Below are 18,348 nucleotides of genomic sequence, written 5' to 3'. Positions count from 1 at the left end.
AAGACAGGCTGTTTATGACAGCTTGTCTTTTTTGCTACATCAAATTTTCTAAAGCCTATCTTTAAATTTCTGCTTGTTACTCATATAAACAAAGCTTAACACCTCAGCCACAGCTCTAAAAAGATGTGCTGGTATCGTATCATCGACCTCGCAGACCTTGTAAAGTTCCCTTGCAAGAGGTGGATTTTCATAAATTTGCACTCCGTTTTCAACCGCTACCTTTTTTATCTGCAGCGCTAAAAAGTCGACACCTTTAGCAAGTATGAGCGGCGCTTCGTCACGACTCTTGTCATATCTGATCGCCACAGCGTAGTGGGTCGGGTTTGTGATGACGACGTCAGCTTGCGGGATATTTTGCATCATACGCCGCTTGGCTGCACGCATTTGTGCTTGGCGGATCCTGCCTTTTACCTGTGGGTCGCCCTCCATCTGCTTATACTCGTCCTTGATCTCTTGCTTGCTCATGCGAAGATCCTTAAAATACTGAAAACGCACGATAAGCAGGTCAGCAAGGCCGATCACAAAAAGTATAAAAAGCATGACGCTAACTAGGATGATGAGTTTCTCCTTTAGCCACGCAAGCTGGTCAAACATAGAAAAAAATAGCGTGTGTGGAAGCTCTTTGATAAACTGCAAGAAAAAGTAAAATCCAACTCCAAAGACGATGCTTACTTTAACGACGATCTTGATGCTCTCGATCGCCTTTTTCATAGAAAATAAATTTTTTAGCCCTTTTAACGGATTTATCTTGCCAAAATTTGGCGTTATAGGCTTTGTGGTAAATATAAAACCAAACTGCATTACATTTGCGATTATGCCGGCAACCGCGACGCAGATACAAACTGGCAGGATCATCAAAAGCGCCCTGCCAAAGGTATTTACAACGATCATCTTCACCGTTGGCAATGTCAGTGGCTGACCGATAAATTTAGAGTAGTAGATATAAAGCGAGATGACCTGATCTTTCATGAAATTTAGCATCGCAAGCAGCACACCAATAGCAATGACTAGGGTTACAAAGCCAGATAGATCCTGACTTTTGGGGACGTTGCCGTCCTTTTTGGCGTCTTCTATCTTTTTGGGGGTCGCTTCTTCGGTTTTTTCCTGATCTTCGCCTGCCATTTTTGTCCTAGGGTTGCTTAAATTTGGGGCAATTATAGCCAAAATGCGGTTAAAATATCCGCTAAATTTAACTTTTTGTGAGCCAAAAAACTAAGCCACTTTAGGCGTTTTTGGCTAAAATTAGCAAAAATAAGGAGACGCAAAATGTCATTTTTAGAAGGCTTATTTAACATTTTTAAAGCTAAAAAACCGCCAAAAAGCGATGAAGAGCTACTTTTAGACGAGTACGCAAGCATTTACACCGAGATAAAAGAGAAAAATTTAAACGATTACGACTTTTTATGTGAGCTCATACGATTACTCTCTTTTTCAAGAGCCAGACGTTACGACTTTTGCCTTGAAAAGTGCCTAGCTGATGGCGACGCCGAGGCACTAAATGATCTCATCTTTCAATACGCTAAGCTAAATTTACTCCCAGGATGTAGCGGTGGATATGATCAGTGCGAGAAGCTGATCCCTGCGTTTTTTGCTATCGCTTGTGGCGACACAGATAGTATGGCAAGCATCTTTCCAAAAGACCTGCCGCCTAGCAAAAACGGCTATAAATTTCTATGTGTTATGCATGATCTGCTCACGGCGATGCTTTGGCAAGATGAAAATTTACTCGCCCCTGCCCTAGAAAAAGCTCGCACTTTTGCAGAGTCCAAAAAGCCAGCAAATGAAAGAGAAGCGGTTAAATTTGTGCTTGCCTTGCATAAAAAAGATACGGCCGCTATGAGTGAGCATTTGCAGAAATTTTGCTCCACTTTTGGCAGGACAGATGCACCTAAATTTGAAAAACGACTTTACATTTTTGCGCACGGACTTCATGCCTTGGCGCGCTACTTTTTACCGCTTGAACTCTTTAAAGAGATAAAGCTACCAAAAAATGAAAATTTCAGTAAATTTTACGCACAAAGGCTCTTTCAAAATGAAATTCCTAAGCCAAAACTTTATTTTGTTTTCCCGCCTGAGCTTGAACTAATAAATGTGATCTTAAGCGCACCAGTAGCCAAGACGCTGATATATCAGCCACATTTGCCAAGTGATAAAACATTTTTCTTAGATCATACATCTATGATAAGAAATTTAGCGGGTGAGATCATAAGATCAGGAGCATTAAAGTAGAATTTATAAACTTTTAGCTAATATTCACACCTTACAACCAACAAAGCTCCATAAATCTTTTGCAAAAAAGTGCTTTTTGGTCTTACCAAATTTTAGAAAGGTAGAGTATGTCAAAATACGCTATATTTAAGCATGGCGGTAAGCAATATCGTGTTAGCGAGGGCGAGTTTCTTAAGCTAGATCACTTTAGTGCTGAAGCTAAATCAACCGTTGAGATTACAGAAGTTTTAGCTGTAAACGACGGCGAAGTAAAGGTAGGTGCGCCATTTGTTAAGGGTGCAAAAGTTGTTCTTGAGGTCGTTAATGAAGGCAAAGACAAAAAAGTAGTTATCTACAAAAAACGCAGACGTAAAGACTCAAAACTAAAACGCGGCTTTAGAAGACAATTTACACGTGTAAAAGTCGTAAGTATCGCAGCTTAAGGAGATAAGATATGGCACACAAAAAAGGTCAAGGTTCAACCCAAAATAACCGTGATAGTATCGGACGCCGATTAGGTGTTAAGAAATTTGGTGGCGAGTTCGTTCGTGCTGGAAATATAATCATCCGCCAAAGAGGAACGGCAACTCACGCTGGAAACAACGTAGGTCTTGGCAAAGATCACACTATTTTTGCATTAGTCGATGGCTTTGTAAAATTTGAAAGACTTGATAAAAACAGAAAAAAAGTATCTGTTTATCCAGCTGCATAACCCCAGGGGCATTCGCCCCTTTTTCTTTTAAATCCACTAAAAATTCAACAAATTTCATTTACCTTACTTATTATATTATATAGCTTGGCATTTTAGACAAACACCAAACTATTAAATTTATTTTATTTCGCTTTTAATAAAGCAAGCTCTTGTGCTAGAAATTCCCCTGTGTAGCTGCCAGTTTTTTTGTAGTTTTTAGCTACCTCTTTGACACTGCCACAAGCTATCACTTTACCGCCTTTTGCGCCGCCTTCTGGTCCCATATCTACGATATAGTCGCAGTTTTTGATGACATCCATATTATGCTCGATCACAAAGACTGAATTTCCAAGATCGACTAGGTGATTTAGCACCTTTACTAGCCTATCAACATCGGCAAAATGAAGTCCCGTCGTTGGCTCATCAAGGATGTAAAGCGTATTTCCAGTGTCGCTTCTACTAAGCTCTTTTGCTAGCTTCACACGCTGCGCCTCGCCTCCACTAAGTGTGACTGCATTTTGCCCAAGCGTGATGTAGCCAAGCCCCACGTCTTGCAGTGTGGTGAGCTTTGAAGCGATCTTTGGTACAGCCTTAAAGAACTCAACCGCCTCATCTATGCTCATATTTAGCACTTCGGCGATGTTTTTGCCTTTGTATAAAATTTCCAAGGTCTGAGCATTATATCTAGCGCCATTACAAACGTCACAAACCACGTTTATGTCAGGCAAAAAGTGCATCTCGATCGTGATCTCGCCCTCGCCTTGGCACTTCTCGCAGCGCCCACCCTTGACATTGAAACTAAAGCGCCCTATTTTATAGCCTCTAAGCTTTGCCTCTTTAGTCTGCGCAAACAAATTTCTTATCTCATCCATCACGCCGGTGTAAGTCGCTGGATTTGAGCGTGGGGTGCGGCCGATCGGGCTTTGATCGAGGTATATGACCTTGTCTAAATTCTCAAGCCCGCTTAAATTTACCCCAGCTATCTTTTTCACTTTTTTAGCTCTATTTAGCTGTTCCTGCGCCTCTGGGAGCAAGGTCTGAAGCACTAGCGAGCTCTTGCCAGAGCCTGAGACACCAGTGATACCCACAAGGTTTCTAAGCGGAAATTTAGCGGTTAAATTTGAGATGTTGTTGATATTTACATTTGAAATTTCGAGCCACTTTTCAGCTTTTCTATTTTTTTGATAGTCGATCTTTTTCTTTCCATTTATATATAAAGCAGTCTGTGTGTCTGAGCTTAAAAGCTCTTTTGCCGTGCCTGCAAAGACCACATTACCGCCAAATTTACCAGCTCCAGGGCCGATATCTACGATATAGTCAGCCTCCTCTATCGTCTTTTTATCATGCTCGACGACGATCACGGAGTTGCCTTTAGCTTGCAAATTTCTAAGTGTTTTTATGAGTTTTATCGTATCTCGCTCGTGAAGGCCGATGCTTGGCTCATCAAGCACATACATGACGCCACTTAGCCCACTTCCTATCTGGCTTGCGATCCTGATGCGCTGTGCCTCGCCGCCGCTGATCGTCCTAGCATCGCGCCCAAGCGACAAGTAGCCAAGTCCCACGTCATACAAGAAGAAAAGCCTTTCGTTGATCTCTTTTAAGATAGGCTTTGCAATCGCCTTGTCGTAGTCGCTAAGATAGGCAAAATTTTTCTCATTTGAAAAAAATGCGGTGCAGTTTTCTATACTCATATCTAAAATTTCACCAAGCCCAAGACCAGCGACCTTGACCGCTAGGCTTTGAGGCTTTAGTCTGTGGCCGTTACAAGCGTCACAAATTTTCTCACTCATATACTCGTCAAAGTCCTTATAATCCTTCAAAAGTCCATGTGAAATTTTAACTACTCCGTCAAATTTTCTAAGCAGTTTGTTTCGCTTCCAAAAGAACTCAACATCCTTGACGTTGCCGTATAAAACGAGCCTCTTTTCATCTTCGCTAAGCTCATAATAGGGCTTTTTGATATCTATCTCATTTTGCTCACAAAAAGCAAGTAAAAATTTATAGTAATAGCTCATGTTATAGCCGTAAAGTAGCTTGATAGCGCCGTTTTCTATCGACTTTTCCTCGTCGATGATCTTACTCATATCTAGGCTATATCTTATGCCAAGTCCGTCGCAGTGCTCGCAAGCGCCCTTTGGCGAGTTAAAGCTAAAACTTAGCGGCTCAAGCGGTGTAAATGAAATTTTGCAGTCAAAACAAGCCATGTGCTCGCTGTAATGTATAAAACTCTCTTTTAAGCCCAGTTCGTCGGCATTTGCGATCTCTATCTCGACCTCGCCAAAGCTCTCATTTAGCGCCTTTTCAACGTCGCTTGCTAGGCGCTCGTGATTTTGCTCGTCGATGGCGATCCTATCAACGATGACCTTTATCGTATGCTTTTTTGTTTTTGCAAGCTCGATCTCCTCATCAAGCCTCACCACCACGCCATCTATCTGCGCCCTTACAAAGCCTTTTTGGCGTAAATTTTCGATCAGATCCGCCCATGTGCCCTTTTTCTCACGCACTAGCGGCGCATAGATGATCACTTTTGCGCCAAGTGGGAGCTTTGAAATTTCATTTATGATGTCGCTCGCACTCATTTTTGAGATAGGTTTGCCGCATTTATGGCAGTGCTGCACGCCAACCCTTGCGTATAAAAGTCTTAGATAGTCATAAATTTCAGTGATCGTGCCAACCGTTGAGCGAGGGTTTTTAGAGGTGGTCTTTTGATCTATCGCGATAGCAGGCGTTAGACCCTCGATCTTATCAACATCAGGCTTGCCCACGCGGTCTAAAAACTGCCTAGCGTAGCTACTAAGGCTCTCCATATACCTTCTTTGTCCCTCGGCATAGAGCGTGTCAAAGGCTAGCGTGCTCTTGCCGCTTCCGCTAAGACCGGTAAAAACTACTAATTTATTTTTTGGAATTTCAAGGTTTAAATTTTTAAGATTGTGCTCTCTTGCACCGGTAATTTTTATAGTATCATTCATTAAATTTATACGACCTTTTTAAAATTTTAATCTGTAAATTTAGTCTAAAAGTGATAAAAACTTTATAAAGCAGTTTAGAGAAATTAAGCGTGCTGTGAAAATTTAAGAGTATATTTATATCATTTTCAGTTTTTTTTGATATTCTACGCCAAAATTTTATTTAAGGAGAAAAAATGTCTGTAAAAATAACCGATATATGCATAAGCTGTGGTTCATGCATCGATGAATGCCCGGTTTCAGCTATTGTTGATGATAGCGACAACCCAACTGGAGCGGATACATACTATGTTTATTCAAACAAATGCGTTGAGTGCGTAGGTTACAACGACGAGCCAGCCTGTGCATCTGCCTGTCCAACTGATGGCTGCATCGTTTGGGATGCCGTAGTAGCAGGACAACCTTCACGTGATCAAATCGGTGCTGACGCTCGCACTGGCAGCACTCCAGTTATCCAATAAATTTACAAAATTTAGGCTCAAATTTGAGCCTATTTTATTTTTAAGCTTTATTTGATATAATTGCCAACTTCATTTAAATAACCTAAATTTTAAGGAAAATTTATGCAAAGAACACTTTCTATTATTAAGCCTGACGCTGTTAAGAAAAATGTTGTTGGAAAGATCATAGATAGATTTGAAAGCAATGGCTTAAGAATCGCTGCTGCAAAGAAAATCAAACTTAGCAAATGCGATGCAAAAGCATTTTATGCTGTTCATAAAGATAGACCTTTCTTCAACGACCTAGTTGAATTTATGGTAAGCGGACCAGTTGTGGTTATGGTTTTAGAGGGTGAAAATGCAGTTGCTAAAAACCGTGAGTTAATGGGTGCAACTAACCCAAAAGAAGCAGCTCCTGGCACTATCAGAGCTGATTTTGCTGATAGCATTGACGCAAACGCAGTTCACGGAAGCGACAGCCTAGAAAACGCTGTAAATGAGATAAATTTCTTTTTTGCTTCAAGAGAAATTTGCTAATTTTGGACTAAAACTTGATTATTACGTTTTCTAAAATAGCAAACAAAGAGATAAACTTTGAACTAGTAAGAAACAATGATCTAGTTTTTAATGGAATTTTAAAAAGAAAAGACCCTTTTTTGGTAAAATGCCAAGGCACTATAAAGGGCGAGATAAAATATATTTGCGATCGATGCGGTGATGAATTTATGTTGCCTATCGATCAAAACGTAGAGCTAAATTTAAGCGATGGTGTCTATAAAGACAGAGAAAATGAGCTTAGCGATACGGTTGAATTTTTTGATGGCAATATAGATTTAAAAGAAGTTTTTGAAAGCGAAATAGAAGCTTTTAAGAGCGATTATTTTTATTGTGAAAAATGTAAAAATTTATAAAGGAGAGTAAAATGGCAGTACCAAAGCGTAGAGTGAGTCATTCTCGTTCAGCAAAACGTAGAACACATTACAAAGTTACACTTCCAGTGCCTGTAAAAGACAAAGATGGCTCTTGGAAAATGCCTCACCGCATAAACAAAACAACAGGTGAATACTAAAATATGATTCGCATTGCTATTGATGCTATGGGTGGTGATTTTGGTGCAGATCCTATAATATCTGGCGTTATCGAAGCACTAAAAGAGACAGAATTTAAAGCTGTATTAGTTGGCGATAGCAATGCCATAAAACCACTCATCCCACAACACTATTTAAAAAATATAGAATTTATAGAAGCTACTGAAGTCATCTCTATGGCTGATGGAGCTACAGACGCACTAAAAAGAAAAGATAGCACGATCTACAAAGCTGTTGAGCTTTTAAAAGAAAAAGAAGTCGATGCTGTCGTTTCTGCTGGTCACAGCGGTGCTACTATGAGTTTAGCTACACTAAGAGTTGGTAGGCTAAAAAATGTATCTCGTCCGGCAATAGCTACGCTTATGCCTAATTCAAAAGAGACAGCTACTTTGGTTTTAGATGTTGGTGCAAACGTTGATTGTAGAAGCGAACATCTTTTTCAGTTTGCCATCATGGGTGAAGCCTACGCAAAAGAAATTTTAGGTAGAAAAGAGCCAAAAGTAGGTCTTTTGTCAAATGGCGAAGAAGAGAGTAAGGGCAATGAAGTCAGCAAAGAGGCTTTTAAACTAGTTTCTAGACTTGATAGCTTTGTTGGCAATGCAGAGGGCAATCAAATTTTTGATGGTAGCATTGATGTCATGGTCTGCGACGGTTTTATGGGAAATATCCTACTAAAAACGAGCGAAGGCGTCGCTGATGCCATAGGCAAGATCATCAAAAAGCAAGTCAAAAAATCACCCCTTGCTATGGCTGGATCGGTGCTTATGAGAAAAGTTTTCAAAACTCTAAAAAAACAGGTTAGCTACGATGAGTATGGCGGTGCTCCGCTTCTTGGTGTAAATGGCTGCGTCATCATAAGTCACGGCAAAAGCAACTCAAAAGCTATAAAAAATGCAATCTTTCAAGCAATTAAATTTGCTAATTCGAATATAAATAAAGTTATAGAAGAAGAACTTTCACACTTTGCAAGGTAAAATATGCCAAAAGCTTCATTGATCTCCATTGCGTCATATGTCCCAGAAAAAATTTTAACAAATTTTGATTTTGAAAAAATGGTCGATACGAGCGATGAGTGGATAGTAAAGCGAACTGGCATAGAGCAAAGACACATCGCAAGAACCGAGATAACAAGCGACCTTGGCACAAAAGCTGCCGAGCTAGCTATAAAGCGCTCAGGCCTTGAAAAATCACAAATCGATGCAGTGATATGTGCTACGATATCTCCAGATCATCTTTGCATGCCTTCAACCGCTTGTAAGATAGCTGCAAATTTAGGTTTAAATTTTGGCATTACAGCTTTTGATATAAGCGCGGCTTGTACGGGTTTTATCTATCTTTTAGAGCTTGCAAATTCCCTTGTTACAAGTGGTGCTAAGAAAAATGTTTTAATCATAGGAGCTGAAAAACTAAGCTCGATGATCGACTACACAGATAGAAGCACTTGCATACTTTTTGGTGACGGAGCTGGTGCTGCTGTGATAAGTGCGAGCGAAGAAAACGAGATCATTGACATCCACACTGCAAGCGACGGCAGACAGGCTGAGCTTTTGATAACTCCAGGATGTGGCAGTGCATTTCCAGCTAGCGAAGAGACACTAAAAAATAGGCTAAATTTCATCCACATGAGCGGAAATGAGGTCTTTAAGATAGCGGTTCAAACGCTTAGCAAAAGCGTGATAGAAATTTTACACGCAAACAAAATGCAAAGCGAAGATATCGACTTTTTCATACCCCATCAAGCAAATATCAGGATAATAGACGCTGTAAAAAACAGGCTAAATTTCACTGACGAGCAGTGCGTTTTGACAGTTGCAAAGTACGGCAACACAAGCTCTGCTTCGATCCCGATGGCGATAAATGATGCTTACGAGGATGGACGCATCAAAAATGGTTCAGTTTTGCTTCTTGACGCATTTGGTGGTGGCTTTACTTGGGGTTCAGCGATACTAAAATTTGGCGGGAAAAATTTTAGCGATCTGTAATTAGCCGCTTTTGCACCCAAAACTCTAAATTTAATAAAATTTCTACGACACCCTCTATAAATTTTTAAAAAATTTCCATTCATTTTCAAATGCATATTAAAATTACAATGTTTTAAATTTCCAGATCTATTTAATTAGAATTTAAATTTTTATGGATATAATTTTGCAATCAATAAAATTTATTATTAAGGAGAAAAAATGTTAGTAACAAAAAAAGCACCTGACTTTACAGCTGCAGCAGTTTTAGGAAATAATCAAATTGTAAATGATTTCAACCTTTACAAAAACATCGGCGAAAAGGGCGCTGTTGTGTTCTTCTACCCAATGGACTTTACATTTGTTTGCCCAAGCGAGATCATCGCTTTTGATAAAAGATATGATGAGTTCAAGTCACGCGGTATCGAAGTTATCGCAGTCTCTTGCGACAACCAGTTCTCACACTTTGCATGGAAAGAGACTCCAGTAAACAAAGGCGGTATCGGCAAAGTTCGCTTCCCAATCGTAGCTGACATGACAAAATCAATCGCTCGCGGCTTTGATGTACTTCTAGAAGACGCTGGCGTAGCACTTCGCGGATCATTCTTACTTGACAAAGACGGCACAGTTCGCCACGCAGTTATAAACGACCTACCACTTGGCAGAAACATCGATGAGATGATCAGAATGGTAGATACTATGCTATTTACAAATGAGCACGGCGAAGTTTGCCCAGCTGGCTGGCACAAAGGTGATTCTGGTATGAAACCAAGCACTGAAGGTGTTGCTGACTACCTTTCACACAACGAAAGCAAACTATAATTATTCAAATTTCTAGGCAGCTTTGCCTAGAAATTCTCTCTCTACACAAATTTAAATATTTTTTTAATATAACTTTATATATGATAGCAATGTTTTAATAAATAACCTTTTTTGGAGACCCCATGGAGTTTAAGGGCAGGCAAGAACTTGTCGAAAATTGCGAGGATTGCATACTTGGTTTAAGAGCTAAATTTATAGATGAGGGCATCAAATTTTGCAGACAATTAACCCTTGTGGTGCCGCACGAGCAGATGAAAATTTGCCTTGAGAGTATCTTTGACGCACTTCTTATCCAAAAGCCAGATGCCACACAAATTCGCGACGACTTAAACAGCCTAATACCAAAACTAAACGCAAAAGACGACCTTATAAATTTCCTACTTTTAAATTTGACACTAAATTTTAGTCACGCCTGCGACGATGCAGTCTATGTAGGCTACTTTGTAAATGCCATCTCAAGGTTGAAAGAAATTTTATATAACGCCGAAGATCACCAAGAGACTACAGTAAAAGAAATGATCGATACTGGCTCATTTTTCTACGAAGATCCGATCAATACATTTACACGCATGAAAAACGCCAAAGTCCGTCCTGAGTTTTTAAATTTATACGACGGTCTAAATATAAAATATGAAGCAGAAATTTTAGAAGTTAGAGAAGATAGTGTCGTATTTCGCGTAGATATGATGCAAATTTTAGCTATGAAGCAAGACGGCAAGGGCTTTATCCTGCCAAATAGCTTCTTCTCAAAGCAACTTCGCGCCGACATCATCGACTACAATATCGCCGATAAAAGCGTCACTCTTTCAAATTTCTCGCGCACAGCGACCATGCATGCAAACAAGAGAAAATTCCAGCGCGTCTTACCAAACCGCTTTACCAAAATTTCTCTAAAAGGAGAGCAAGGCGAGCTTGTTGGCAGCCTTTACGACATCTCAGAGGGCGGCATAAGTATATTGAGCTCACAAGCTACAAATTTTAAAGATGGCGAAGAGTTAGAGGCAAATTTTGACATCTTGCTCTCACCAGATGAAGTAAAAAACGTCTCCTTAAAGCTAAAACTTGTCACTGAGCTAGCCTACAAGGGCTACATCAGATACTGCATGCAGCTAGTTGATGATGACAAAACGATAAAAGACTTCACGCAAAAGCGCGTCAAAGAGACACTTGACGAGCTTCGCTCACGCATAAATTTATACGAATAAGGCAATTAGTGAAAACCATACAAGAAAATTTAAAACTTTTTTACATCGGACTAAAAGATAAAGAGCCATTTTTTTATAAAAACAAGGACCTTACCACCCATGCAGCTATTATCGGTATGACTGGCAGTGGCAAAACAGGCCTTGGTATCACACTTTTAGAAGAGGCCTGCATAGACAACATCCCCTCTATCATCATCGATCCAAAGGGCGATATCACAAATTTAGCCCTCACCTTTCCGCAGATGAGAGCGGAGGATTTTTTACCATACGTCGATGAAGTAGAGGCTGCAAACAAAGGTCAAAGCGTAGAGGAATTTGCCGCCGCTCAGGCCGAGCTTTGGAGAAACGGCATAGAGTCGAGCTTTCAAGACCTTGAGCGGGTAAAAATTTTAAAAGATAGCGCTAGCTTTAATATCTACACTCCAAAAAGCTCAGCTGGCATAGGTGTGGCGTTACTTAGCGACTTTGCCTACCCAAATATCAATGACGAGGAAATTTTTAGCAACTATATAAATTCGCTAGCAGCCTCGGTACTCTCGCTTATTGGTATGAGTTCTGAGGATATGAGCTCAAAAGAACAGCTGCTTATCTCAACCATTTTTGAGACTAAATTTAAAGAGCAAAAAGACGTCACTATCGAAGAGCTCATAAATTTCATAGCAAATCCGCCGTTTAAAAAGATAGGCGTTTTTGACGTAGATACCTTCTATCCAAGCAGTGAGCGTCTAAAGCTTGCCATGAAGATCAACGCGCTCATCGCAAGCCCAAGCTTTAAGGGCTGGACGCAGGGCGTTAGACTTGAAATTTCAAAGATGCTTTTTGACGAAAACGGCAAAGCAAAGTGCAATATCTTTACGATCTCACACCTAAATGACGCTGAGAGGATGTTTTTTGTCACCCTTTTACTAAACGAGATCATCGCGTGGATGCGCGGTACAGAGGGCACTAGCTCACTTAGAGCGATCCTATATATGGATGAAATTTTTGGCTTTTTTCCGCCTAACGCAAACCCTCCGTCAAAAACGCCTATGCTCACACTTTTAAAACAAGCCCGTGCATTTGGTTTGGGCTGCGTATTAAGCACGCAAAACCCAGTCGATCTTGACTACAAAGGCCTTAGCAACATCGGCACTTGGTTCATCGGCCGCCTTCAAACAGCGCAGGATAAGGCCCGCGTGATCGACGGCCTAAGCGGCATCGCAGGCTCGAGCTTAGATAAAGCCTCACTTGAAAATCTCATATCAAATTTAGCCAAAAGAAATTTCTTACTCAAAAATATAAACGAGGACGGCCTAAACGTCATCTCCACGCGCTGGGCACTTAGCTATCTAAAAGGCCCGCTAAGCCGCGAGCAAATTTCAAATTTGATGAAAGACAAAAAAGAAAATTTAAGTAGTCAAAGCGTGGATAAAAGCGAAATGAAATTTAGCGCAAAACCTATCATCTCAAGTGCGATCACGCAGCTTTATGCTAACTCAAAAAGCCTCACACCAAATTTACTAGCAAACGCAAAAGTGAGAATTTATGACACCAAAAAAAGCATAGATAGCGTTTGTGAGGTGAGCTATCTTTACGAGCTTAGTGAAAACGACAAAGAGCCAAACTGGAGCGAGGCTAGCGAAGGCATGCACGTTGATGCGAGCGAAAATGAACCAAGCGGTGCAAGCTTTGCTGCTGTGCCAAATTTCATAACGAGCGCTAAAAATTTTGACGCTTTAGAGAAAGATTTTAAAGAGTTTTTGTATAGAAATTTCAAATTTAACACCTTTGAGGCGATGGGAATTTACTCAAAAGAAAACGAGTCAAAAGAGGAGTTTTTCATAAGACTTCAAGATAAGTGCAACGAAATTTTAGAGGAGCAAACCGCAAAACTCACGGCTAAATTTGAAAAAGAGCAAAAGAGCTTGCAAGATAAGCTAAGCAAAGCCCTTGCAAAGCTTGATAAAGAGCAAAAAGAGATGACCACAAGCGGCCTTGACGCAGCTATAAATATAGGCGCAAGCATATTTGGAGCGCTATTTGGCAACAAGCTCTTATCTCGCCAAAATGCCGGCAAGATCGCCTCAAGTGCTAGGAGTGCAAACAAGGTCTTAAAAGAGCGAAGCGACGTCAAGCTTAGCGAGCAAAGTGTAAATGATATAAATTTGGCCATAAGCGAGCTTGAAGAGAAATTTGCAAAAGAGTGCGATGCACTAAAAGAGGCAAATGATGTTAAAAACATCACGATAAACGAAACGCAAATTTCGCCAAAGAAAAGCGACATCTACGACAAAAAAGTCGTGCTTTTGTGGAGATGATTTATAAAAAAATTAGTATTTTTTTATTATCATTTCTCTTTAAATTTAAAAGGTAAAATATGCAAAATTTAATACTTTATGCCGTTAGCTACCTGCTTGGTAGCATCCCATCAGGGCTCATACTAGCAAAAATTTTCGGACATGTTGATATAAAAAAAGAGGGCAGCAAAAGCATAGGCGCGACAAATGTTTTAAGGGTTTTAAAGCAAACAAACCCAAAACTCGCCAAAAAACTAGCCATTTTAACAGTAGTTTGTGACGTTTTAAAGGGTGTTTTGCCACTCATCATAGCCTCTTTGCTTGGAGCTAGCCAAAGCGTGCTTTGGACGATGGCAGTTTTAAGCGTTGCGGGGCATTGTTTTTCTATATTTTTAGGCTTTCAAGGTGGCAAAGGCGTGGCAACCGGAGCTGGCGTGCTCGCATTTTTCTTGCCAGTTGAGATAATAATCGCTCTTGTCGTTTGGTTTTTGGTCGGTAAATTTTTAAAGATAAGCTCTCTAGCCTCGCTATGCGCGCTGATAGCTCTCATCGCATCAAGCTTTATCATCCACCCAGAGCTTGATGAAATTTACACTCACGCGCCGATCCTTATCATTGCATTTTTGGTGGTTTATAAACACATACCAAATATCGTTCGCCTGCTTTCAGGCAAGGAGCAAAAAGTCGTATGAAAAGTGAAATAACAACGATCATTAAGGATTATAAATTTCAAACTGTTATCGGGATGTTTGACTTTGAGCGAGTTGCAAAGCAAGAGGTAAAAGTAAGCTTAGAATTTCGCTCAACTAGCTTGATTGATTATGTTTTGGTGGCTGATTTTATAAAAGAATTTTACAATGAGATGAAATTTCAAAGCGTAGAAGAGTCACTAGAAGCAACCTGCAAAGCGCTAAAAGAGAGGTTTAGCTCACTTACTAGTTTGGATATGGAGATTTTAAAAACCGAGATTTTACCAAATGCAATTGTCGGTGCAAAAATCAGCACTGTTTTTTAAAAATTTATTAAAGTATCTTGAAATATTTCTTAATTTATGATACAATCGACCATAAATTTTAGTTTAAGGAAAAGAAATGCGTATTTTAATAGTAGAAGACGAAGTAACGCTAAATAAGACGATTGCTGAGGGGTTGCAAGAGTTTGGTTATCAGACAGATAGCTCTGAAAATTTTAAAGACGCTGAGTACTACATCGGCATCAGAAACTACGACCTAGTTTTGACTGACTGGATGCTTCAAGATGGCGACGGCATTGATCTTATAAACATCATAAAACATAAATCTCCACGCACTTCAGTTGTAGTTCTTTCTGCAAAAGACGACAAAGAGAGCGAGATAAAAGCACTTAGAGCTGGTGCTGATGACTATATCAAAAAACCATTTGATTTTGACATTTTAGTAGCTAGACTTGAGGCTAGACTACGCTTTGGCGGCACAAATATCATCAAGATAGACGAGCTTATCATCAACCCTGACGAAGAGAAGATCACTTATCTTGGCCGCGACATCGAGCTAAAAGGCAAGCCATTTGAAGTGCTTACTCACCTTGCAAGACACTCAGATCAAATCGTATCTAAAGAGCAACTACTTGACGCTATCTGGGAAGAGCCAGAGCTCGTAACTCCAAACGTTATCGAGGTTGCTATCAACCAAATCCGCCAAAAAATGGACAAACCGCTAAATATTTCAACAATAGAAACTGTTAGAAGACGCGGATATAGATTTTGCTTTCCCAAAAAAGCTTAAGAAATAGATTTATACTGCAATTAGCATCTGGTGCGATGATGCTAATTGCCGTTGTTTCGGTGATGCTCTATCACTACATAAGAGTCACCGTTTTTCAAAGCGTAGTTAATGAACTAAATCAGCAAGCAGCAGATTACAAAAACAATCCACAAAATTTTAATCCCAACAATCTAAAAACTTTTACTATAGAAATCCCAAACAAAACTTTAGCCACCGTAAAAGCGGGCGAGCTTAAAGGCGAAAAGCCCTACCTTGTGATGCAAAAAATAAAAGATAAGAGCATAACCACTCTAACAACAAGGCTAGATGACAGCAGCTACTTAGTCCTAGAAAAAGAGACGACGCTTCAAAGCCAGATAGTCGAAGAAATTTTTATAGATATTATAATCGTAAATGTCACAGCGATACTTTTGGTGCTATTTTATGCACTATTTTTATCAAGAATGCTTTTAATACCTATAAAAATTTTAAGTCACAAGCTTACAAATTTAGATGAGAAATTTCTAAAAGAGATTGATATCAAAAGCTTGCCAGATGAGTTTTTGCCACTTGGTAATAGCATAAATAGGCTAATTGCTCGCATACAAACTTTTGTCTTATACCAAAAAGAGCTTTTTGTAGGCGTTGCACACGAGCTAAAAACTCCACTTGCCGTTATGAAAACCAAAAACGAAGTTACGCTTTTAAAACCACGCGAGAGCGAAAAATACATAGAAGCGCTAAAATCAAACAACGAAGCGATCAACGGTATGAACGCTATGATAGGCTCAGTCCTTGAGATCGGTCGTCAGGAGGGTGCGCAGTTTGAAGAGCCAGTAAATACCGATGTTATAGCATTTATAAAAAAACTAGGCAAAAACTACGAAGTGCTCGCAAAAGGTGAAGAAAAAAATCTCGCACTTGATCTAAAACCTGAAATTTTTAACCTAAATATCCAAACTAGCCTACTAACTCACATCGTGCAAAATTTCGTCCAAAATGCTATCAAATTTTCTCCAAAAAATAGCACGATTACGATTAGCTCAAGACTTGAAAAGAGCAAATTTATCATCGAGGTTGCCGACGAAGGCGTGGGCATAGACGAGAGCAAGGACCTGTTTGCTCCATTTAAAAGATACGGCAACAAAGGTGGTGCTGGACTTGGACTATTTCTAGCAAAAGGCGCAGCACAGGCACTTGGAGCTGAGATATCTATCAAAAATAGAGAGAACACAAACGGAGCAGTTGCAAGCCTCGTTTTAAATTTAAAAGGATAAAAAATGGCAAAGAGAACCGCAGTGATCGATCTTGGCTCAAATTCTATGCGTATGGCGATATTTGAGCGCACGTCACGCTTAGCATTTTTTATACTAGCCGAATACAAAACAAAAGTGCGATTAGGCGAAGGTGGATACGGTTCAAACAACGAAATTTCAGAAGCTTCAATGCAAAAAGCCATCAAAGCTTTTAGCGAATTTGATAACATCATAAAAAGCTATAAATGCTCCAAAGTCCTATGTGTCGGCACTTCAGCGCTTAGAGATGCTCCAAACTCAGGCGTTTTGATCTCGCTTTTAAGAAAAAAACTTGGCATAAATTTAAAAGTTATTGACGGCAAGGAAGAGGCCACTTTTGGAGCGATAGCAGCTAAGAATTTGCTTCATAATCTAGCTGAGTGCGTTACTATCGACATAGGCGGAGGCTCAACAGAGCTTGCTAGGATAAGTAACGGCAAGATAGTCGATGTCCTCTCGCTTGATATAGGTACAGTGAGGCTAAAAGAGCTATTCTTTGATAAGAAAAATTTAAACAAACTACCAAAATTTCTGTCGCAGATCACGGCGCAGATATATGAGCGATTTAAGTGTCCGAATTTAATAGCGATCGGCGGCTCTTTAAGAGCGATCTCATCAGCCATAATGAGCAAAAATTTATATCCGCTCTCGTCGCTACATGGCTTTTGCTACAAGCTTAGCGACGAGCAAGCCTACATCGAGAGCATCGCAAACGTTAGCGTGCTTGAACTAAATAAATTCCCTATAAAAAAAGATAGATATGACACCATCAGAGAGGGTGCGCATATATTTTTAGCCCTTGCCAAGGCGCTAAACGCCAAAAACGTCATCACAAGTGGCGTTGGTGTAAGAGAGGGCGTCTTTTTAAAAGACTTTTTGCGTCCAAGTCTTAAATTTCCAGAAAATTTTAACCCGAGCGTCAAAAGCCTGCAAGATCGCTTCATCCTCTCTTGTAATAAAGCCGTGGCAAGATACGCAAAGGATATTTTTGTGGCGCTTAAAAAGCTTCATGGACTAAATGAGAGCTATCTTAAGACGCTACTAATTGCCGCAAAACTCCACAACGTCGGTCAAGAGATAGGCTTTTACGGCGATCACAAAAACTCGGCCTATATCATACTAAATGCCCTAAATTACGGCTTCTCACACGATCAAAAGACACTAATAGCCGCAGTCATAGGCACAAATGGCAAGAAAAATATTTATGAGTTTGAAAAGTATAAAAATTTATTACCAAAGGCTGAGTGTGTAAGGTGGCTAAGCTTCATCCTTGCGCTAGCCAAGGCACTTGATATAACCTGTGAGAAGCTAAATTTAAGCTTTGAGTTTAGTGGCCATACGCTAAAAATAGAGGGAGCAAAAGAATTTACCATGGCAAAAGAAGAGATAAAAAAGATCGCAAAACCTGAAATTTTTGCCATTTCGTTTGTATAAATTTAAAAAATTTTCAATCAAATTTACATATTTTAAATTTATCCATTTTTACCCTCTTAACCATTAGCACTATCACATTGCATAATTTTTTTCAAAAAACTCTATCAAATTTTAAAATTAGAGCTGGCATATCATACTTCTAAATTTAGCAGCCTGCTAAGGAGAATGAGTAAAGTTTTAAAATTTGTAAATTTGCTTTGTTAAATGAGGCGAGTGTCAG

Annotated in this window: 19 protein-coding genes; 17 read left to right on the top strand and 2 right to left on the bottom strand. The window is 39.8% G+C overall.

The window, feature by feature from the left end:
• Nucleotides 1-48: 48 nt before the first annotated feature.
• Nucleotides 49-1,122, bottom strand: coding sequence for a flagellar biosynthesis protein FlhB (gene flhB, locus G6W42_RS02025; RefSeq protein WP_194172748.1), 1,074 nt, complete (start codon nucleotides 1,120-1,122; stop codon nucleotides 49-51).
• Nucleotides 1,123-1,266: 144 nt separating this feature from the next.
• Here flhB and G6W42_RS02020 point away from each other — a divergent pair, with 144 nt between their 5' ends.
• From G6W42_RS02020 to rpmA, 3 genes are all read left to right on the top strand, one after another.
• On the top strand, nucleotides 1,267-2,229 hold the full coding sequence (locus G6W42_RS02020) for a hypothetical protein (RefSeq protein ID WP_194172747.1): 963 nt from the start codon (nucleotides 1,267-1,269) through the stop codon (nucleotides 2,227-2,229).
• 107 nt (nucleotides 2,230-2,336) lie between these two features.
• A complete protein-coding gene (rplU, locus tag G6W42_RS02015; protein ID WP_002942523.1) occupies nucleotides 2,337-2,651 on the top strand; it encodes a 50S ribosomal protein L21 in 315 nt (104 codons plus the stop codon).
• Nucleotides 2,652-2,662: 11 nt separating this feature from the next.
• Nucleotides 2,663-2,920, top strand: a complete 258-nt coding sequence (gene rpmA / locus G6W42_RS02010) for a 50S ribosomal protein L27 (protein ID WP_002942569.1) — start codon at nucleotides 2,663-2,665, stop codon at nucleotides 2,918-2,920.
• 122 nt (nucleotides 2,921-3,042) lie between these two features.
• Here the strand turns inward: rpmA and uvrA are convergent, their stop codons facing one another.
• A complete protein-coding gene (gene uvrA / locus G6W42_RS02005; RefSeq protein WP_194172746.1) occupies nucleotides 3,043-5,871 on the bottom strand; it encodes an excinuclease ABC subunit UvrA in 2,829 nt (942 codons plus the stop codon).
• A 173-nt stretch (nucleotides 5,872-6,044) separates the two neighbouring features.
• On the opposite strand from uvrA, the gene G6W42_RS02000 reads away from it, so the two are divergent.
• The 14 genes from G6W42_RS02000 to G6W42_RS01935 all read left to right on the top strand — a co-directional run bounded on the left by G6W42_RS02000 (nucleotide 6,045) and on the right by G6W42_RS01935 (nucleotide 18,128).
• On the top strand, nucleotides 6,045-6,329 hold the full coding sequence (locus G6W42_RS02000; protein ID WP_002942606.1) for an NADH-quinone oxidoreductase subunit I: 285 nt from the start codon (nucleotides 6,045-6,047) through the stop codon (nucleotides 6,327-6,329).
• Nucleotides 6,330-6,431: 102 nt separating this feature from the next.
• Entirely contained in the window at nucleotides 6,432-6,845 is a 414-nt protein-coding gene (ndk, locus tag G6W42_RS01995; protein ID WP_087584078.1) for a nucleoside-diphosphate kinase, read from the top strand.
• Nucleotides 6,846-6,859: 14 nt separating this feature from the next.
• A complete protein-coding gene (locus G6W42_RS01990; protein WP_194172745.1) occupies nucleotides 6,860-7,219 on the top strand; it encodes a hypothetical protein in 360 nt (119 codons plus the stop codon).
• 11 nt (nucleotides 7,220-7,230) lie between these two features.
• On the top strand, nucleotides 7,231-7,377 hold the full coding sequence (gene rpmF / locus G6W42_RS01985; protein ID WP_194172744.1) for a 50S ribosomal protein L32: 147 nt from the start codon (nucleotides 7,231-7,233) through the stop codon (nucleotides 7,375-7,377).
• A 3-nt stretch (nucleotides 7,378-7,380) separates the two neighbouring features.
• Nucleotides 7,381-8,370 (top strand): phosphate acyltransferase PlsX, encoded by a 990-nt coding sequence (gene plsX / locus G6W42_RS01980; protein WP_194172743.1) that lies wholly within the window; start codon nucleotides 7,381-7,383, stop codon nucleotides 8,368-8,370.
• 3 nt (nucleotides 8,371-8,373) lie between these two features.
• Nucleotides 8,374-9,378, top strand: a complete 1,005-nt coding sequence (locus G6W42_RS01975) for a beta-ketoacyl-ACP synthase III (RefSeq protein WP_194172742.1) — start codon at nucleotides 8,374-8,376, stop codon at nucleotides 9,376-9,378.
• Between the two features lie 198 nt (nucleotides 9,379-9,576).
• The gene (locus G6W42_RS01970; protein ID WP_021086863.1) at nucleotides 9,577-10,176 is read left to right on the top strand and encodes a peroxiredoxin; all 600 of its coding nucleotides are present in this window, start codon (nucleotides 9,577-9,579) and stop codon (nucleotides 10,174-10,176) included.
• A 122-nt stretch (nucleotides 10,177-10,298) separates the two neighbouring features.
• Nucleotides 10,299-11,381 (top strand): PilZ domain-containing protein, encoded by a 1,083-nt coding sequence (locus G6W42_RS01965; protein WP_194172741.1) that lies wholly within the window; start codon nucleotides 10,299-10,301, stop codon nucleotides 11,379-11,381.
• Between the two features lie 8 nt (nucleotides 11,382-11,389).
• Nucleotides 11,390-13,678: a helicase HerA domain-containing protein gene (locus G6W42_RS01960; protein ID WP_194172740.1), complete on the top strand. Its 2,289-nt coding sequence runs from the start codon at nucleotides 11,390-11,392 to the stop codon at nucleotides 13,676-13,678.
• A 59-nt stretch (nucleotides 13,679-13,737) separates the two neighbouring features.
• Nucleotides 13,738-14,349, top strand: coding sequence for a glycerol-3-phosphate 1-O-acyltransferase PlsY (plsY, locus tag G6W42_RS01955; RefSeq protein WP_021089007.1), 612 nt, complete (start codon nucleotides 13,738-13,740; stop codon nucleotides 14,347-14,349).
• Nucleotides 14,346-14,672: a dihydroneopterin aldolase gene (locus G6W42_RS01950; protein WP_002942574.1), complete on the top strand. Its 327-nt coding sequence runs from the start codon at nucleotides 14,346-14,348 to the stop codon at nucleotides 14,670-14,672. Before plsY ends, G6W42_RS01950 begins: the two co-directional genes overlap by 4 nt.
• Nucleotides 14,673-14,748: 76 nt before the next feature.
• Nucleotides 14,749-15,420 carry a homeostatic response regulator transcription factor HsrA gene (gene hsrA / locus G6W42_RS01945; RefSeq protein ID WP_021091657.1) on the top strand — a complete coding sequence of 224 codons (672 nt, stop codon included), beginning with the start codon at nucleotides 14,749-14,751 and terminating at the stop codon, nucleotides 15,418-15,420.
• A 38-nt stretch (nucleotides 15,421-15,458) separates the two neighbouring features.
• On the top strand, nucleotides 15,459-16,676 hold the full coding sequence (locus G6W42_RS01940) for a sensor histidine kinase (RefSeq protein WP_194172777.1): 1,218 nt from the start codon (nucleotides 15,459-15,461) through the stop codon (nucleotides 16,674-16,676).
• Between the two features lie 3 nt (nucleotides 16,677-16,679).
• Nucleotides 16,680-18,128, top strand: coding sequence for a Ppx/GppA phosphatase family protein (locus tag G6W42_RS01935; RefSeq protein WP_194172739.1), 1,449 nt, complete (start codon nucleotides 16,680-16,682; stop codon nucleotides 18,126-18,128).
• Nucleotides 18,129-18,348 lie beyond the last annotated feature (220 nt).

The sequence above is a fragment of the Campylobacter concisus genome, from assembly GCF_015230015.1.
GTDB lineage: Bacteria > Campylobacterota > Campylobacteria > Campylobacterales > Campylobacteraceae > Campylobacter_A > Campylobacter_A concisus_AF.
The sequence above is the reverse complement of the archived record's forward strand: the minus strand, read 5'-3'. Positions and strand labels throughout refer to the sequence as shown.

What these genes read in the sequence shown, in the direction of transcription:
- G6W42_RS01940 (WP_194172777.1), top strand. Translation starts at nt 15,459, where the DNA reads ATGCTAATTGCCGTTGTTTCGGTGATGCTCTATCACTACATAAGAGTC.
- G6W42_RS02020 (WP_194172747.1), top strand. Translation starts at nt 1,267, where the DNA reads ATGTCATTTTTAGAAGGCTTATTTAACATTTTTAAAGCTAAAAAACCG.
- G6W42_RS02000 (WP_002942606.1), top strand. Translation starts at nt 6,045, where the DNA reads ATGTCTGTAAAAATAACCGATATATGCATAAGCTGTGGTTCATGCATC.
- rpmA (WP_002942569.1), top strand. Translation starts at nt 2,663, where the DNA reads ATGGCACACAAAAAAGGTCAAGGTTCAACCCAAAATAACCGTGATAGT.
- plsX (WP_194172743.1), top strand. Translation starts at nt 7,381, where the DNA reads ATGATTCGCATTGCTATTGATGCTATGGGTGGTGATTTTGGTGCAGAT.
- uvrA (WP_194172746.1), bottom strand. Translation starts at nt 5,871, where the DNA reads ATGAATGATACTATAAAAATTACCGGTGCAAGAGAGCACAATCTTAAA.
- G6W42_RS01950 (WP_002942574.1), top strand. Translation starts at nt 14,346, where the DNA reads ATGAAAAGTGAAATAACAACGATCATTAAGGATTATAAATTTCAAACT.
- G6W42_RS01975 (WP_194172742.1), top strand. Translation starts at nt 8,374, where the DNA reads ATGCCAAAAGCTTCATTGATCTCCATTGCGTCATATGTCCCAGAAAAA.
- rpmF (WP_194172744.1), top strand. Translation starts at nt 7,231, where the DNA reads ATGGCAGTACCAAAGCGTAGAGTGAGTCATTCTCGTTCAGCAAAACGT.
- flhB (WP_194172748.1), bottom strand. Translation starts at nt 1,122, where the DNA reads ATGGCAGGCGAAGATCAGGAAAAAACCGAAGAAGCGACCCCCAAAAAG.
- rplU (WP_002942523.1), top strand. Translation starts at nt 2,337, where the DNA reads ATGTCAAAATACGCTATATTTAAGCATGGCGGTAAGCAATATCGTGTT.
- plsY (WP_021089007.1), top strand. Translation starts at nt 13,738, where the DNA reads ATGCAAAATTTAATACTTTATGCCGTTAGCTACCTGCTTGGTAGCATC.
- G6W42_RS01970 (WP_021086863.1), top strand. Translation starts at nt 9,577, where the DNA reads ATGTTAGTAACAAAAAAAGCACCTGACTTTACAGCTGCAGCAGTTTTA.
- ndk (WP_087584078.1), top strand. Translation starts at nt 6,432, where the DNA reads ATGCAAAGAACACTTTCTATTATTAAGCCTGACGCTGTTAAGAAAAAT.
- G6W42_RS01965 (WP_194172741.1), top strand. Translation starts at nt 10,299, where the DNA reads ATGGAGTTTAAGGGCAGGCAAGAACTTGTCGAAAATTGCGAGGATTGC.
- G6W42_RS01935 (WP_194172739.1), top strand. Translation starts at nt 16,680, where the DNA reads ATGGCAAAGAGAACCGCAGTGATCGATCTTGGCTCAAATTCTATGCGT.
- hsrA (WP_021091657.1), top strand. Translation starts at nt 14,749, where the DNA reads ATGCGTATTTTAATAGTAGAAGACGAAGTAACGCTAAATAAGACGATT.